This is a genomic window from Candidatus Mycobacterium wuenschmannii, assembly GCF_030252325.1.
In the GTDB taxonomy this organism is placed as follows: Bacteria; Actinomycetota; Actinomycetes; order Mycobacteriales; family Mycobacteriaceae; genus Mycobacterium; species Mycobacterium wuenschmannii.
On sequence record NZ_CP126981.1, the window covers coordinates 2,806,477 to 2,822,358 of the forward strand.

A 15,882-nucleotide genomic window follows, 5' to 3' on the forward strand; every position below is an offset into this window, starting at 1 on the left:
CCCGACTCAGTAGGACGCCGGAAGGTGCAGGCTGTGTTGCGCCACAAAGTTGAGGATCATCTCGCGGCTGATCGGCGCGGTGCGCATGAGTCGGGCCGGGCCCCACAGCGTGGCCAGGCCGTATTCGGTGGCCATACCGTTGCCGCCGTGGGTCTGGATCGCCTGGTCGAGCGCTAGTATCCCTGCCTCAGCCGCGGCGTATTTCGCCATGTTCGACGCCTCACCCGACCCGGGGTCGCCGGCATCGTGCAGAGCGGCGGCGCGCTGGGTCATCAACCGGGCCAACTCGACCTGGATCTTGGCATGGGCGAGCGGGTGCGACACCCCCTGGTGCGAGCCGATCGGCGCGCCCCACACGTGGCGCTCGCGCGCGTAGTTGGCGGCCTTGTCGAGCGCGTAGCGGCCGATGCCGTTGCCGAGCGCTGCGCCCATGATCCGCTCAGGGTTCAGGCCCATGAACACCTGGCGCAGGCCCTCGTTCTCAGCGCCGATGAGGTTCGCGGCAGGCACACGGACATCGTCGAAGAACAAAGTGAATTGCTTCTCCGGGGTGACCGCCTGGACCGGGATCAGCGACTTGGTCAACCCAGGAGCGTCGGTGGGCACGACTACGAGGCTGAGTAGCCCGCGACCTTTGTCGTTAGTGGATGTGCGGGTAACGACGAGGATCGCCTCGGCTTCGTCGACACCAGAGATGTAGTACTTGGTGCCGTTGAGGACCCAGTCGTCGCCGTCGCGTCTGGCGGTCGTGGAGATGTTATGAGAGTTCGACCCCGCGTCCGGCTCGGTGATAGCGAAAGACATGATCGTCTCTCCGCTGGCGATGCCCGGCAGCCACTGCTGCTTGAGTTCCTCACTTCCGAAGGCCTCGATAATCGTGCCACAGATGGTCGGCGAGACGACGGTCATCAGCAGCGGACAGCCGGCCGCGGCGAGTTCCTCTCCGACGATCTGCATGTCGTATATTCCGCCACCGCCACCGCCGTACTGCTCCGAAATGTTCACGCCGAGAAAGCCCTGCTTGCCCACTGCCTGCCAGAGCTCAGTGCTCTTCTCGCCAGCTTGCGATTTCTCCAGGTAGTACTCGTGTCCGAAGTCCTTGGCAATCTCAGCGACCGCCTTGCGCAGGTCTTGGCGTTCCTCTGTCTCGTGCAATTCCATGACGCTCCTAACGTCTGTGGTGGCACGCTGCCCGGTCGGCAGCGCCGTCGGTTTTCCTAGGGCTCGGTCGCGTCCGACGCCACCTCACTGCCGTCCACCGCCTCGACGACGGCGAGCACGTCACCGGTGGAGACCTGATGGCCGACCTGGACCGGAAGTGTGCTGAGCACCCCGTCAATCGGGCTGGCGACGGTGTGCTCCATCTTCATCGCCTCGAGGACGACGAGCTTCTGGCCCGCCGACACCTTCTCGCCCTCGGCGACCGGCAGTCGAATCACCGAGCCCGGCATTGGCGCGGTGAGCGATCCGGGCGGAGCCAATGTGCTCGGATCGACGAAGCGCGGCACTATGCGTAGTGACGAGTACCCCGCGACCGAGTCGACATGGGCAAGATCGTCATCGAGGACGACATCGTAGGCGCGCCTCACGCCGCCGACACACAGCACGACGCGCTCACTGCTGCTTTCGGCGATCTCGATGTCGGTGAGCAGATCGTCGTCAACCCACAAGCAAGTTCCCGTCGGACGTAGCGTGTATCCGACACGCACTTCGCGCCCGTCTCTCGTCTGCCAGGTCGTGGTCTGAGGCTGAGAAGGATTGTTGCGCCACCCGGCGGGCAGCGTGGACTGCAGCGTCGCTACAGCACGCCGTGCCGAAACGCCGGCCACGGTCGCCGCGACGGCGTGCAAGCGCTCGGCCTGCGCGTCAACCAGGGCCGCGCCGAGTTCGGCGACGTCGTGTCGTTGAAGGAAGCCCGTGTCGGTGCCCCACCCGGCAAACTCGTCGTGGCGCAGAACGCGCACGAGCAGGTCGCGATTGGTGGTCACGCCGTGGATACGAGCGCGGGCTAGCGCGGCCGACAGGCCGGCGAGGGCCTCGTCGCGGGTGGGCGCCCACGCGATGACCTTGGCCAGCAGCGAATCGTAGTGGTGACCGATCACCGAACCGGCGCGAAACCCCGAGTCAACGCGCACGCCGGCGAGCGCCGGGATGTCCATGGTGCGCAGGGTCCCCGTGCAAGGCCGGTATTCGTCCGCCGGATCTTCGGCGCACAGACGGGCCTCGACCGCATGGCCGTTTATTCGCAGGTTGTGCATCTCCGCAGGCAACGGGCGGCCCATGGCTACCAGCAGTTGGGCACGTACCAGGTCGAGACCGGTGATCAGCTCGGTAACGGGGTGCTCGACCTGCAACCGGGTGTTCATCTCTAAGAACGCAAAGGTGCCGCCCTGGCCGTCCTGGCCGGCGTCGTAGACGAATTCAACCGTGCCCGCCCCCACGTAACCGACCGCGCGCGCAGCGGCGACGGCGGCCTCGCTCATCCGTGCGCGCAACGCCTCGTCGACGACCGGGGACGGCGCCTCCTCGATGACCTTCTGGTGCCGACGCTGCACGGAGCACTCCCGCTCGAACAGCGCGACGACGTTGCCGTGCGTGTCGGCCATAACCTGAATCTCGATGTGGCGCGGGCGCTGGAGGTAGCGCTCGAGGAAAACGGTGCCGTCGCCGAACGCGGCAGCGGCCTCGCGCGAGGCCGCTGCGACCGCCCCGTCGAGTTCGCCCGGCGAGGTAACCACGCGCATGCCCCGGCCGCCACCACCAGCGCTGGCCTTGACCAGGACCGGGTAGCCGACGTCGGCGGCCAACTTCGCCAGCTGCTCGGTCGACAGGCCCGTGGTGTCGCCGCCCGGCAACACTGGCACCCCCGCGTCAGACATCATCTTCTTGGCCTGCAGCTTCGAGCCCATAGCGTCGATCGCCTCGGGCGGCGGACCGATGAAGACGAGGCCGGTGGCGGCGCAGGCACGCGCGAACGCAGCGTTCTCGGACAGGAAGCCGTAGCCGGGGTGGACAGCATCCGCGCCAGTCAGCGAAGCCGCAGCGATCAGCCGTTGAATGTCGAGATACGTCTCGGCGGGAGACGAACCGGGAAAATGCACCGCCTCGTCAGCGTCAGCGACATGCCACGCGTCGGCATCGGCGTCGGAATAAACCGCCACCGTCACGATGCCGAGGTCGCGGCAGGTGCGAAACACCCGCCGCGCAATCTCGCCACGGTTGGCGACCAGGACCTTGCGAATCACAGGCACCGCCATCACATCCTGAACACGCCGTAGCCGCGCTGGCCACGGATTTCGCCGTTATGGATCACAGAAAGGCAGAACCCAAGAACGGTCCGCGTATCCCGGGGATCGATGATCCCGTCGTCGTAGAGGCGTCCGCTGTTGGCCAACGCGACGGACTCGCGCTCGATCTGCCCTTCAACAGCGGCACGCATCTGCGCGTCGGCCTCCTCGTCGAACGGCAGCCCGCGGTCGGCGGCGGACTCGCGCGCCACGATGGACAGCACGCCGGCCAGTTGCGCCGGACCCATCACAGCCGACTTCGAGTTCGGCCAGGCAAACAAAAAGCGCGGCGAGTACGACCGCCCGCACATGCCGTAATTCCCGGCTCCGTAGGACGCACCCATCGTGATTGTCACGTGCGGGACCGTGCTGTTGGACACGGCGTTGATCATTTTGGCGCCGTCCTTGATGATGCCGCCCTGCTCGTACTCGGCGCCGACCATGAAACCCGTAGTGTTCTGCAAGAAGATGAGTGGAGTGTCGATCTGATTCGCCAGCTGGATGAACTGCGATCCCTTCTCGGCCTCCTCACTGAACAAGATGCCGCGGGCGTTGGCGAGGATGCCGACCGGAAAACCATGAATCGAGGCCCAGCCAGTGACCAGTGACGTGCCGTAGAGCGGTTTGAACTCATCGAAAGCCGATCCGTCGACCACTCGAGCAATGACGTCGCGGGGATCGAACGGCACCTTCGGATCGACCGACGCGATGCCGAGCAATTGGTCGGGGTCATGAACGGGCGGAAGTGGGGGCATAGTGGGCCCCACGCCATCCTTACGCCAGTTGAGCCGCGCCATGATGCGCCGGCCGATGCGGATCGCGTCCTGCTCGTCTTCGGCCATATAGTCGGCCAGCCCTGATGTGCGCGCATGCATGTCGGCGCCGCCGAGCGACTCGTCGTCGGACACCTCGCCGGTGGCCATTTTGACCAGCGGCGGACCGCCGAGGAACACCTTCGAACGATTACGCACCATCACGACGTAGTCGCACATGCCCGGGATGTACGCACCTCCCGCGGTCGAGTTGCCGAACACCAACGCCAGCGTCGGGAGTCCCGCGGCGCTGTGCTGAGTCAAGTCGTGGAACAGCTGCCCGCCGGGCACAAAGATCTCGGCCTGTGTGGGCAGGTCGGCCCCGCCGGACTCGACGATATTGATGATGGGCAGGCGGTTCTCCCGCGCCACGGCCATGCCGCGAAACACCTTACGAAAGGTGTAAGGGTTCGATGCGCCGCCGCGGACTGTCGGGTCGTGGGCGATGATCATCGACTCGATGCCTTCGACTATGCCGATGCCGACCACCACACTGCCCCCGACGGGAAACTTCGTACCCCAGGCCGCGAAAGGACACAGCTCGAGAAACGCCGTGTCGAGGTCGAGAAGGAGCTCGATGCGCTCGCGGACGAGCAACTTGCCTCGCTTGCGATGCCGCGCAACGTATTTCGCGCCGCCACCCCCGTTGGCCATCGCCAGCTGCTCTGCGATCGTGTCGAGATGCTCGCTCAATCCTTGGCGGTTCTCGAGATAAGCCGGCGCAGTGTCATCAACCTGATCGGGCAAGACGTGAACCAACGCTTCCCTCCCAACGAGCATCGACGTCGACCTGGTGACGCGCTAATGTTAGCCGCAATTAACATCAGGAGACAACCGTGGCTAGGTGGAGTCGCGGTCGATCAGGAGAGAGTCAACATGACCCAACTGGACGAGCACGCCGAAACAGCGACGGCCAACCCCTGGAAGACCCCGGAGCGGCTCGCCTTGAGCGATCTGGCGCAGTCGTTCACCCGCAAGGAAATCGCCCCGCACATCACCGAATGGGAGGAGGCCGGGGAGCTGCCGCGCGAATTGCACCGCAGCGCAGCGCGGGCCGGACTGCTCGGTATCGGCTTCGCCGAGGAGGTCGGCGGCGCCGGTGGCGACCTGCGCGACCTCGTCTTGCTCACCGAGGGCGTGATGGCGGCCGGCGGCTCATCAGGGGTGCTGGCGAGCCTGCTGACGCACAACATCGCCCTGCCGCACATGGTCGCTCAGGGTGACCCGGACCATATTCAGCGGTTCGTCGCGCCGACGCTCTCGGGCGAGAAGATCGGCAGCCTCGGTGTCACAGAGCCCGACACCGGCTCCGACGTAGCCGGGATCCGCACCACCGCCGTGCGCGACGGCGACCACTACGTCGTTAACGGAGCCAAAATGTTCATCACGTCGGCGGTGCGTGCCGACTTCGTCACCACGGCCGTACGGACCGGCGGCCCCGGCGCGGGCGGAATCTCGTTGCTCGTCGTCGAGCGCGGCACGCCCGGATTCAGCGTGTCACGCGCGCTGAAAAAGATGGGCTGGTGGTGCTCGGACACCGCCGAACTGGGCTACGCCGACGTGCGGGTTCCCGTCGCCAACCTCGTCGGCGCGGAGAACAGCGGCTTCGTCCAGATCATGCAACAGTTCCAGGTCGAGCGCGCCTTCATCGCCGTCCAGTGCTACGCCACCGCGCAACGCTGCCTTGATCTAACCCTGCAGTGGGTCAAGCAACGCGAGACATTCGGCCGCGCGCTGTCGACCCGCCAGGTCGTCCGCCACAAGATCGTCGACATCGCAACGGCCGTCGATGTAGCGCGGACCTACACCCGCGCCGCCGTCGACCGCATCGTCGCGGGCGACACCAACGTGACCATGGTGTCGATGGCCAAGAACGCGGCGGTCGCCGCGTGCGATCTTGCGGTCGACAGCGCTGTGCAATTACACGGAGGCATGGGCTATCTGCGGGAGACCGAGGTCGAACGCCATTATCGCGACTCGCGCATCCTCGGCATAGGCGGTGGCACGACTGAAATCATGAAGGAGATCATCGCCAAGCAGATCGGCCTGTGATATCCGTGCAAAAATCACCGTGCAAGTCGTAACCTGGGCGCCGCCCCGGCACCGCCTCGATCACCCGAGTGCATCTGCGTAACTCGCGCACTTCCCGAGGTCATCACGGTCAAGCCTGGGCGGCGCTTTGACTTTGCAGTTGGTTCCTTAGTTCCCGTTTGAGAACTTTGCCGGCGCCCGAGAGTGGTAACGCGTCGACGAAGGATGCGGTTCGAGGTGCTTTGTAGCCGGCAATTCGGTCTCTGCAGAACTGTCGGAGGTCCTGTGCTGTGGTGGTGTGATCGTTGGCCAAGACGACAACCGCGTGTACGCGTTCGCCCCAATTCTCGTCGGGCAGACCGATGACCGCGCATGCCGCGACTGCCGGATGATCGGCCAACACGTTCTCGACTTCGGTCGAATAGACATTTTCGCCGCCTGAGATGATCATGTCCTTGAGTCGGTCCACGACGAAGACGTAACCCTGTTCGTCCATGTAACCGGCATCTCCGGTATGCATCCATCCGCCGCGTAGAGCTGCCGACGTCTCTTCGGGCTTGTTCCAGTAGCCCAGCATTACATTGCCCCCGCGCACCGCGACTTCGCCGGTATCGCCGCGTGGGAGCTCCCGGTCGTCAGGACCCACGATCTTTACCTCAACACACGGAGCGGCGCGTCCGGCGGAACGCAGCAGCTCAGGGTCGGCGTGATCTTCAGGGCGCAAAACGGTCGCCAGCGGTGATAACTCCGTCATGCCGTAGCCCTGCATGAACCGCACTCCAGGGAGCGCCCTCATCGCGCGCGTAAGGACCGCTTCCGAGATCGGCGAAGCACCGTACATCACGTTTGTCAGGCTGGAGAGGTCGAATTGGTCGACGCGCGGGTGATCGACGACCAACTGTAGCATCGTGGGTACGAGAAGCACATCCGTAATTCGTTGCTGTTCAACAGCAGTCAGAATATCTTCTGGATTGAAGGTCGAGAGCATGACATGAGTTCCCCCCAGCGCGGTCTGAGCGGCCCACGTCGCCAAGTCGGCCAGATGGAACAGTGGTGCGACGTGAAGCAGGCGCGCTCCGTCGCCTAAAAAGCTTCCGACACTGAGCATTCCAAGCGACGAAGTAACCAGGTTCGCGTGGCTGAGCATGACACCCTTGGGCAGGCCGGTCGTGCCGCCGGTATAAAAGATCCCAGCAATCTGATCGCCGCTACGCCGTATATCGTCGCCCGGGGAGCCGCTAGCTACCAGTTCCTCATACGGCAGCATGCCTGCCGGGGTCGGCCCGTCACCGCAATGAATGACGTAACGCAGGTGCGGGCACGACGAACGGAGCGCCGGAACCAGCGCGCTGAAGGCGTCGTCGACGAACAACACATCGGTCTGCGAGTCGGTCAGCGCGTAGCCGATCTCGGCGGCGCTCCACCGAATGTTGAGCGGATTGAGCACCGCGTCCGCCCATGGGACCGCGAGTAGGTATTCGTGATAGCGGTCCGAGTTCAGTGCAAGCATCGCCACCCGGTCGCCTCGCTGCACACCAATACTGCGCAGAGCGCCGGCCAGCTTCGCTACTCGCTGCGCCGATTCCGCGTAGGTCCTGATGCGATCCCCGTGGATCGTGGCCGGTCGGTTCGGGTGATGCTGCACAGCTCTGTGCAGGCCCTGAGTGAGGTACATCGATGCGCCCCCGTTTCTCGTGTCACGCCGGCATAAGCTCTATGGACAACCGGAGCCTATGTTATCGAGGATTAACTCTAGGCGTTTCACGCACGGCCCCACAAGCATCCTGTGGAGGCGCTAAGCGGTGGCGTCGATACCCTGCGCGCGTCTGGATTGCTTCTGAGAACGCGCGGGGTGCACGCCCAGGACGCCGTGAGCAACTTGGGCGAGCAATGCAGAAACCCGCTCCGGTGGTAGTCCTGTATCGCGGTAGTGAAGGGTTGACTGGATCGCGCCGATTGTGGCGTGCACTAAGGCGCGCAACTCGGCTTCGTCGAGTTCAGGACGCAACTCGCCGAGGACGTGCACCCATTCCTGCAGGTACAGGCGCTGCTTCCGGCGTAGCCGACTGCGTTGATGGTCGGCGAGATTGTGGACCTCCCGGTAGTAGACAATGGCGAGCTCGCGCTGATTCATCACCAGCGCCACATGGTCAGCCACCAGCGCCGTCAAAGCCTGTCCTTCGGTTCCGGCCCTGGATTGCTCAACGATTGCCGACGCGCGCTGGTGTAAAGCGTCGATAACTTGCTCGAACAACGCCGACAGCAACCCGGCCTTGCTATCGAAATGCCGGTAGATAGCCGGACCGACCACCCCGGCCGCCAGGCCGATATCAGCCATCGAGACAGCGTGATAACCGCGATCGGCGATCAGTTGTGTCGCTGCCGCAATGATCTGCGCCCGACGGTCCTCTCCGCGCCGTCGGCTGCGAGCAACGGTATCCACCACGTCGACATCCTTCCGGTGCCAAAACCTGCCGCATCGCCGCGAAGGTCCTAACTGTCCAGGCCACCACCCCACAGCATCTCACGACATGACTGAGCAGACCGCCTCGACCACACGAGCCAACTCGGCCGTGTGAATTTGCAGTAACTGGGGCTGGGCGCGGAAATAGCTCTTACTCTTTCACGACTGGTACGGCGCGACTTCTTTGCAGCCGACTGAGCGGGACTGTGGATTTAACGGTGTTTCCGGCCTGATGCGCTGAGGGATCCTCGGCGAGGAAGGTGCCGTGATGACGACACTGGATGGCGTGACAAAGAAAAAGCCGGTGGAGCAGTCCGCCGAGCAGCAGGCCGCGGCCGAGCTGGTGCGGCTGGCGCAAGAACAAGGCCTGTCGTTGACCGGGCCTGATGGGCTGCTCAAGCAGCTAACCAAGGTGGTGCTCGAGACTGCCCTCAATGAGGAGATGACCGAGCACCTGGGCTATGAGAAGCATGACCCCGCCGGTGCCGGTAGTGGCAATATCCGCAACGGCACCCGGGCCAAGACGGTGCTGACCGAGACCACCGGAGCTGTCGAGCTCGACGTGCCACGCGACCGCGCCGCCACGTTTGAACCGCAGATCGTCAAGAAACGCCAGCGGCGGCTATCGGGCGTCGATGAGGTGGTGCTGTCGCTGTATGCCAAAGGCCTGACTACTGGCGAGATCTCGGCGCACTTCGCCGAAATCTACGGGGCGTCGGTGTCCAAGGAGACGATCAGCCGGATCACCGACAAGGTGATCGAGGAGATGAACGACTGGGCGGTGCGGCCCCTGGATGAGATCTACGCGGCAATCTTCATCGACGCCATCGTGGTCAAAGTCCGTGATGGGCAGGTCGCCAACCGGCCGTTCTATGCCGCGATCGGGGTGAGCCTGGCCGGGGAACGCGACATCCTTGGCCTGTGGGCCGGCAGCGGTGGTGAGGGCGCGAAGTTCTGGATGAGCGTGTTGACCGACTTACGCAACCGCGGTGTCAAGGACGTCTTCTTCGTCGTGTGCGATGGACTCAAAGGGTTGCCCGAGGTGGTCAGCAACGTCTGGCCCCAGCCATTGTGCAGACCTGCATTATCCATCTGATCCGCAACACATTTCGGCTTACCTCGCGCAAATACTGGGACGAGATCAAACGCGACGTGAACCCGATCTACACCGCGGTCAACGCCGCAGCAGCCCGCTCAGCGTTCGACGAGATGACCGAGAAATGGGGGCAGCGCTACCCAGCGGTGATAAGGCTTTGGGACAACGCCTGGAGCGAGTTCATCCCGTTCCTGGACTACGACGTCGAGATCCGCCGAGTCATCTGTTCGACGAATTCCATTGAGTCCCTCAACGCCCGCTACCGGCGAGCGATCAAGGCCCGCGGCCACTTCCCCTCCGAGCAGGCCGCGATGAAATGCCTCTACTTGGTGACGCGTTCCCTAGACCCGACGGGTACCGGCAGGGCACGATGGACGATGCGGTGGAAGCCAGCGCTCAACGCGTTCGCGATCACCTTCAGCGACCGTTTCCCGGCGGCCGAAACCTACTAATGGAAACCGCCGGAAACACCGTTAACGCGATAGTCCCGACTGAGCCGCAGACCTAGCCAGTTCGATATGTGTTGGTAGTCAAGGCTATTGCCGCTAACGAAATCGATCGCGACCTGGTGTTGAGCTTACGAGGCGCTGGCCGCGTTTGTCGTCGGTGCAGCAATCTGCGGCGCGCGCCGGTGGGCCGTAAGGAAGTCGTCGACGATCTGGGCGCAGTCGTCGTGGGTGATGGTGTGGAAGCCGGTCATTCGCGCGAACGCGAGGGGTCCGACAAGTTGGCAGAGGACGAGTTCGAGGTTGAAGTCGCCGAGTTGGGTTTGTGCGTCGGGGCTTTGGAGCAGGGCGTCGAATGGCTTGCGGTATTGGTCGATGACGCGGGCACGCAACGCCCCGGATGCGCGTTGGCGTTCGCTGTCGGCGGCGCCGCTGGGGCCGAGGGCGAGCCAGGCCAGGGTGGTGACATGTAGCGGGGCGTCGCTGAACAGCGTTGCTTGCCGGCTGAGTAGTTCGACGAGGAGTTCGCGCAGCGTGCCGCTGGTTGGGGTCGGGGGTGTGACGTGCGGTAGTAGCCGCTCGAAGGTGGCTGCGAGGAGGTGCGATGAGCTGGTGAAGTGGCGATAGAGGGTGGTGCGTGCGACTTTGGAGGCTTTGGTGACGGCGTCGATGGTGACGGCTTCGACGCCTCCGGTGCTGAGCAGGTTGGCTGCGGCGTCGAGCAGCCTTGTGCGCGAACGAATCCGGCGCGGATCGATGTCGTCGGAGTCATAGTCCGGCTCTGTGCTCGCCTGTTCGCGGGTCATGTCACCACCTTGGTCGCTGCGCAGTGTTCGGGTGATGACATTACGCGGTCCTTCTCGTTGTGGTACTAAGAGTAGCGTAGCGACACCGAAAGTACCGGGGAGTGCGAATTGAGCGAGGAAACGCTGCCGCCTAGCCGTCTACCGTTTCACACGCCGACGTGTATGGGGTGCGGACCCGACAATCCGCATGGCTTCCAGCTGACCGTCTTTCGCGATGGTGACAGCGTATTCAGCGACATCACCTTCGATGAACGCCACAGCGGCGCACCGGGTTTGGCGCATGGTGGTGCAGTCGCCGCCGTATGCGATGACCTGTTTGGCTTCACCTTGTGGGTGGCGGGCACCCCGGCGGTCACCCGAAGTCTAACCGTGGACTACCTGCAGCCCGTGCCGTTATACCAACCCCACCGCATCACCGCGCACGTCGAGTCACGCGATGGCCGCGCCCTGCATGTCACGGGCGCGGGAAGCAGCAGCGACGGAATGGTCAGGTTCACGGCGAAAGCGTTATTCATCATCGTGACGGCCGAGCATTTCGGCGCCCACGGTGACCTGACGGCGTTCAGCGACGTGTTCCAGAGGCTCGCGGCCATCTCCGAGTCGCCAGGATCGGGCGACCCCACGCCGTGACCGCATCAGCGACACCCCGGACCGGCACACCACGCGCACGTAAAGACGCTGGGGGCCAGCGTCTGTCACGCAAAACCGTTGATGATCCGGCTCGATACGAGCCGGTTCTGGATGCGGCACTGCGTGCCGCTGCTACGGGTGGCTTTGATGCGGTGCAGATGCGCTCGGTAGCCAGCGCTGCCGGTATCGCCGTCGGCACGCTGTACCAGCGTTTCCCATCGAAAACCCATTTGCTGATCGCGGTGCTCAAGCGGGAGTTCGAACGGGTCGCCGCCGACCGTGACTGGGCGGCCTGCGCGACCACCGCCGGCCAGCGGCTGGCGCTGCTCACATCCCGATTGCACGCCGAGTGGCAGCGCGACCCGAAACTGACCGAGGCCACGACGCGCGCGATGGTCGTGGCCGACAGCGCCGCAGCGACTGTGACGGCCGAGACCGTCGCGGTGGTTCAGCAGCTTTTCGCCAACGCACTCGGCGGTGCGACTGCCACCGAGCACCATTACGAGATCGCCCGCCTGATCACCGACGTGTGGTTGGCCAATCTGAGCGCCTATAGCGGTGATCGTATCTCCGCGTCCGATGCCTACGACCGCATCAACCGCGGCGTGACCCTATTACTGAATGGCCAGTTCAACGGCATTTAGGTACTACTAGTATCGTAGCGATACTAGTAGTACCGTTGGTGGTCTGATCCGGCGACTGAGTCAAAGGAGCATGTGATGATCAACCAGTGGATCGAGTGTTGCACAGTACAGCGGATGTCCCTCAAAGACGGCCTGGTGCTGAATATGGATGATTACAACGAACTGGTCATCTCGGGGCGTCTGCACCTCACGCTCCCCCCAACAGGGCCGCATCCGGCCGAAGTCGTGGAGATCGACCCGACAAACCTTTCGGAGTGCGAGCGGCCCTTATTCGACCTGGCCGGTTCAGTGTGCACCGAAGCGTGGTGCACCGAGAACGGCACGCTGCACGTGCGGTTTTCCCGCGGCCACGCCATCGAGGTCGCCGCCGACACCCAGATCGCGGCCTGGGAACTCTATGGCAAACACCACGGCTACATGGCGTGCCTGCCGGGCGGTCGGGTCCGCACTGTGCGCCACGACCTACCCGACGACGAGGACGTACCAGCCGAAATCGCCTCCAGGACAACATGACCGACACCACCCTCACGCCCAACACCACACGCCCAGCCCAACGCCGCGCTGACCGACCGGGCGGCGCAAGTGAATACAGCCCGCGGTTGGCGCGGGTCGGCTCTTTCGCCGTCCGTCACAAGGCCGTGGTGTTCGCGGTGTGGATCGGCGCTGCTGTTGCCCTGGCGATACTGTTTCCGCAACTGGAGACCGTGGTGCGCCAGCAGTCGGTCGACCTGTTACCTCGGGATGCGCCCGCGTTGCAAACCATCGACCGGATGAGTAAGGCGTTTGGCGAGCAAGGCTCCAAAACCATGCTGTTCGTTGCGATGGAAGATCCCGCCGGCCTGACGCCGGACGCCCGCCGCCACTACGGCGACCTGGTCGCCCGACTGCGCGCCGACACCAGCCACGTGCTGCTGGTGCAGGACCTACTCGCCGACCCGGTCACCGCAACCCAGGCCGTCAGTCAAGACCGCAAGGCGTGGTATCTGCCGGTCGGTGTGGCCGGCACCCTGGGCGGTCCCGAAGCCGCTGAATCCGTCGGCGTGGTGCGCGCCATCGCGGCACGCGAATTCGCCGGCACAACAACCACTGTGTATGTGACTGGTCCGCCATCGACTTTCAGCGATCAGATCGCCAGTGCTGAGCACGCGCTGCTGTTCATTTCGATGGCGACCGCCGCGCTGATCGCGTTGATCCTGATGGTCGTCTACCGCTCCGTGGTCACTGCTCTGCTGCCGCTGCTGGTCATTGCCCTGAGCCTTGGTCTTGGCCGCGGCGTGCTGTCCGCGCTCGGCGAATTCGGCATGCCCGTATCGGAATTCACCATCGCGTTCATGGGAGCTATCCTGCTCGGAGCTGGCACCGACTACTCGGTGTTTCTGATCAGCCGCTATCACGAACAACGCCGCGCCGGTGTATCCCCCGACGAAGCAGCCATCTACGCCACCGCCAGCATTGGGCGCGTCATCCTCGCCTCAGCCGCCACCGTCGCTTTCGCGTTCCTATCCATGGTGTTCGCCAAACTCAGTGTCTTCGCCGCCCTTGGCCCTGCCTGCGCACTGTCGGTCCTCGTCGGCTTCCTGGCCACCGTCACCCTGTTACCCCCCGTACTGAGCCTTGCCGGTCGCCGCGGGATCGGCGACCCCAAACCCGACCGCACCCGCCGCTACTGGAACAGTGTCGCCGTCGCCGTCGTCCGACGCCCCGTCCCCCTGCTAGCGATCAGCCTCATCATCTTGCTCGCGCTGTCCGCGGTCGCGACCACCATCAAAATCAGCTACGACGACCGCAAAGGCCAACCCGCCACCACCGCCAGCAACCAGGGCTACCGACTGCTAGACCGCCACTTCCGCAAAGACGTCGTCATCAGCGAATTCGTCGTCGTGGAAAACCCGACCGACATGCGCAGCGGTCGCGGTCTCGCCGACCTCGATGAGATGGCATCCCGCATCGCCCAAATCCCCGGTGTCACAAAAGTTTCTGGCGTCACCCGCCCAGCCGGAGCGCGTCTTGACCAAGCCAAACTTGCCTGGCAGAACGGGCAAATCGGCGACAAGATGGCCGGCGCACTCGACGAAGGAAACGCCCGCAAAAACGACCTCGCCAAACTCACCAACGGCGCAGACCTGCTCGCCGGGGGGCTCGCCCAACTCGACACGACCGTGCGCACCGCTCTCACACCATTGACCGGCGTTCTACGTCAGGCATCGGCAGCCGGCGTCCGCGTCGAGCAATTAAAGCCACTGTTGCAACAACTTTCAGCAACAGCACCCAACATCGACGGCGCGATCCAAGCCGGCCCAGGCATCCGCCCGCTGGCCGACCAAGCACACAACGCCATCACCACCATCGACCCACTCGTCGGCGCGCTCAACACCTCACCGTGGTGCGCCACCACACCACAGTGCGCCCAAATCCGCGACCAAGTCCAGATTCTGACCACCCTGAACAACAACGGCTTCTTCAACCAGGTCGCCGACCTCGGTGACCACTACAACCCCTCCGCCAACGCCACCGTCGCCGGCACCCTCAACGACGTACAAGCCGCCGTCGCCGCACTCGACCACGCCTTCGGCGCGCTCGGCAACTCCGATGACATGGCCGCCAACATCGGCCGCCTCAAAGACGGCATCAACCAACTCGCCTCCGGCGCGCAAGCACTCGCCACCGGCGTGCACACCCTCGTTGACAGCAACCTGCAACTACTGTCCGGGATGAGTCAGATCGCCGCCCAACTGCAAAACTCCGCTCGCGCCAGCACCATCGCCGACTCCGCCAGCGGCTTCTACCTACCCGTCAACGCCTTCGAGAACCGCCAATTCGCCGACGTAGCAAAGCTATTCCTGTCGGCCGACGGCAAAACAGCACGATTCGCCATCGAATCCAGCTACGACCCCTACAGCAGCCAAGCCACACACCTCGCCACCCAGATGGTCGCCGTCGGCAACGCGGCCCGGCCCAACACCTCACTGGCCAACGCCACCATCTCCGTCGCCGGCTTCCCCGCCCTCAACGCCGACATCCAACGACTGCTCTGGTCAGACTTCGCACTACTGGCCACAGCCACCCTGCTCATTGTCGGCCTGATCCTGGTCGTACTACTCCGAGCGGTCCTGGCCCCGCTGTATCTGCTCGGCACCGTCGTCCTGAACTACCTGGCCTCCCTCGGCATCGGCGTTCTTGTGTTCCAAACGTGGCTCGGTTACCAAATCGCCTGGCCCGTACCGCTACTCGCATTCATCATCCTTGTCGCGGTCGGTGCCGACTACAACATGCTGCTCGTCTCACGACTGCGCGAAGAATCCAACCGCAACATCCGCGTCGGCGTCCTGCGCACCGTCGCCAGCACCGGCTCCGTCATCACCTCAGCAGGACTGATCTTCGCCGCCAGCATGTTCGGCCTCATGGTCGGCTCCATCGCCATCATGATCCAAGTCGGGCTCATCATCGGCTGCGGACTGCTGCTCGACACCTTTCTAGTCCGCACTCTCACCGTCCCCGCCATCGCCACCCTGCTCCGCGAAGCAAGCTGGTGGCCCCAACGCACCACGAGTCCCCCGTTACCGAATCCCGCCGATTTCCCATCGCCACAACACATTCGATCGTGAACCCTCGATCGGAATCCAGGATCACGCTGTGTCATTCCCATGATTTCGGGGTGCTTCCGGA

11 protein-coding genes and 1 pseudogene are annotated in these 15,882 nt (G+C 64.1%); 6 read left to right on the forward strand and 6 right to left on the reverse strand.

What is annotated here, in order from left to right; translation table 11 throughout:
- Positions 1-6 precede the first annotated feature (6 nt).
- The 3 genes from PT015_RS13265 to PT015_RS13275 are packed head-to-tail and all read right to left on the reverse strand — an operon-like array spanning position 7 to position 4,858.
- The gene (locus PT015_RS13265) at positions 7-1,161 is read right to left on the reverse strand and encodes an acyl-CoA dehydrogenase family protein (protein WP_285184993.1); all 1,155 of its coding nucleotides are present in this window, start codon (positions 1,159-1,161) and stop codon (positions 7-9) included.
- 56 nt (positions 1,162-1,217) lie between these two features.
- Positions 1,218-3,257 (reverse strand): acetyl/propionyl/methylcrotonyl-CoA carboxylase subunit alpha, encoded by a 2,040-nt coding sequence (locus PT015_RS13270; protein WP_285184994.1) that lies wholly within the window; start codon positions 3,255-3,257, stop codon positions 1,218-1,220.
- The gene (locus tag PT015_RS13275; protein WP_285184995.1) at positions 3,257-4,858 is read right to left on the reverse strand and encodes an acyl-CoA carboxylase subunit beta; all 1,602 of its coding nucleotides are present in this window, start codon (positions 4,856-4,858) and stop codon (positions 3,257-3,259) included. The genes PT015_RS13270 and PT015_RS13275 overlap by 1 nt, the downstream gene beginning before the upstream one ends.
- A 117-nt stretch (positions 4,859-4,975) precedes the next feature.
- Here PT015_RS13275 and PT015_RS13280 point away from each other — a divergent pair, with 117 nt between their 5' ends.
- Positions 4,976-6,151: an acyl-CoA dehydrogenase family protein gene (locus PT015_RS13280; RefSeq protein WP_285184997.1), complete on the forward strand. Its 1,176-nt coding sequence runs from the start codon at positions 4,976-4,978 to the stop codon at positions 6,149-6,151.
- Positions 6,152-6,260: 109 nt separating this feature from the next.
- Here the strand turns inward: PT015_RS13280 and PT015_RS13285 are convergent, their stop codons facing one another.
- On the reverse strand, positions 6,261-7,805 hold the full coding sequence (locus PT015_RS13285) for a long-chain-fatty-acid--CoA ligase (RefSeq protein ID WP_285184998.1): 1,545 nt from the start codon (positions 7,803-7,805) through the stop codon (positions 6,261-6,263).
- A gap of 120 nt (positions 7,806-7,925) precedes the next feature.
- Complete coding sequence (locus PT015_RS13290) at positions 7,926-8,576, reverse strand: TetR/AcrR family transcriptional regulator (RefSeq protein ID WP_285184999.1); 651 nt, start codon at positions 8,574-8,576, stop codon at positions 7,926-7,928.
- A 286-nt stretch (positions 8,577-8,862) separates the two neighbouring features.
- On the opposite strand from PT015_RS13290, the pseudogene PT015_RS13295 reads away from it, so the two are divergent.
- Positions 8,863-10,142, forward strand: a pseudogene (locus PT015_RS13295) (IS256 family transposase).
- 125 nt (positions 10,143-10,267) lie between these two features.
- Here the strand turns inward: PT015_RS13295 and PT015_RS13300 are convergent.
- A complete protein-coding gene (locus PT015_RS13300) occupies positions 10,268-10,942 on the reverse strand; it encodes a TetR/AcrR family transcriptional regulator (protein ID WP_285185000.1) in 675 nt (224 codons plus the stop codon).
- Between the two features lie 108 nt (positions 10,943-11,050).
- Between PT015_RS13300 and PT015_RS13305 the strand changes: the two genes are divergently transcribed.
- From PT015_RS13305 to PT015_RS13320, 4 genes are all read left to right on the forward strand, one after another.
- A complete protein-coding gene (locus PT015_RS13305) occupies positions 11,051-11,572 on the forward strand; it encodes a PaaI family thioesterase (RefSeq protein WP_285185001.1) in 522 nt (173 codons plus the stop codon).
- On the forward strand, positions 11,569-12,216 hold the full coding sequence (locus PT015_RS13310; protein WP_285185002.1) for a TetR family transcriptional regulator: 648 nt from the start codon (positions 11,569-11,571) through the stop codon (positions 12,214-12,216). Before PT015_RS13305 ends, PT015_RS13310 begins: the two co-directional genes overlap by 4 nt.
- A 75-nt stretch (positions 12,217-12,291) precedes the next feature.
- A complete protein-coding gene (locus PT015_RS13315) occupies positions 12,292-12,729 on the forward strand; it encodes a DUF6188 family protein (RefSeq protein ID WP_285185003.1) in 438 nt (145 codons plus the stop codon).
- On the forward strand, positions 12,726-15,821 hold the full coding sequence (locus PT015_RS13320; RefSeq protein WP_285185004.1) for an MMPL/RND family transporter: 3,096 nt from the start codon (positions 12,726-12,728) through the stop codon (positions 15,819-15,821). The genes PT015_RS13315 and PT015_RS13320 overlap by 4 nt, the downstream gene beginning before the upstream one ends.
- Positions 15,822-15,882 lie beyond the last annotated feature (61 nt).

Bases quoted from the DNA above. Each gene is read 5' to 3' on its own strand.
- PT015_RS13265 (WP_285184993.1), bottom strand. From the start codon at position 1,161: ATGGAATTGCACGAGACAGAGGAACGCCAAGACCTGCGCAAGGCGGTC.
- PT015_RS13270 (WP_285184994.1), bottom strand. From the start codon at position 3,257: ATGGCGGTGCCTGTGATTCGCAAGGTCCTGGTCGCCAACCGTGGCGAG.
- PT015_RS13280 (WP_285184997.1), top strand. From the start codon at position 4,976: ATGACCCAACTGGACGAGCACGCCGAAACAGCGACGGCCAACCCCTGG.
- PT015_RS13285 (WP_285184998.1), bottom strand. From the start codon at position 7,805: ATGTACCTCACTCAGGGCCTGCACAGAGCTGTGCAGCATCACCCGAAC.
- PT015_RS13300 (WP_285185000.1), bottom strand. From the start codon at position 10,942: ATGACCCGCGAACAGGCGAGCACAGAGCCGGACTATGACTCCGACGAC.
- PT015_RS13315 (WP_285185003.1), top strand. From the start codon at position 12,292: ATGATCAACCAGTGGATCGAGTGTTGCACAGTACAGCGGATGTCCCTC.
- PT015_RS13320 (WP_285185004.1), top strand. From the start codon at position 12,726: ATGACCGACACCACCCTCACGCCCAACACCACACGCCCAGCCCAACGC.